1 protein-coding gene is annotated in these 264 nt (G+C 57.2%); it reads left to right on the top strand.

The genetic code is table 11. The features are described 5' to 3' along the window. Positions 1 to 21 precede the first annotated feature (21 nt). Positions 22 to 264 (top strand): GntR family transcriptional regulator (locus tag R0K30_RS22335; protein WP_410613073.1); only part of this gene is annotated, 243 nt, incomplete at its 3' end.

Genomic DNA, 264 nt, shown 5'->3' with positions numbered 1-264 from the left:
CTGCACTAACGCGATCTTCATATGTCTCTCCTCTGTCTACTCATTTCGTGTCCGATGCTGACATTCCAGCAAGCGACTATGGTGGGTTGCATGCAAACTTCGTCAGGTCCTGCCGCGCGCCGGACCGCCTATGAGCGCCTGCGTGACCTCGTCCTGACGGATCCGGCGATTCAAGGCACGTTCCTGACAGAAGGAGATCTTGTCAAGCGGTTCGGTCTGTCCCGCACTCCTATCCGTGAAGCGCTCATCATGCTCGCTTCCGAC

The sequence above is a fragment of the Bacillus sp. SIMBA_154 genome, from assembly GCF_046536015.1.
GTDB classification, from domain to species: Bacteria; Bacillota; Bacilli; order Bacillales; family Bacillaceae; genus Bacillus; species Bacillus pumilus_P.
The sequence above is the reverse complement of the archived record's forward strand: the minus strand, read 5'-3'. Positions and strand labels throughout refer to the sequence as shown.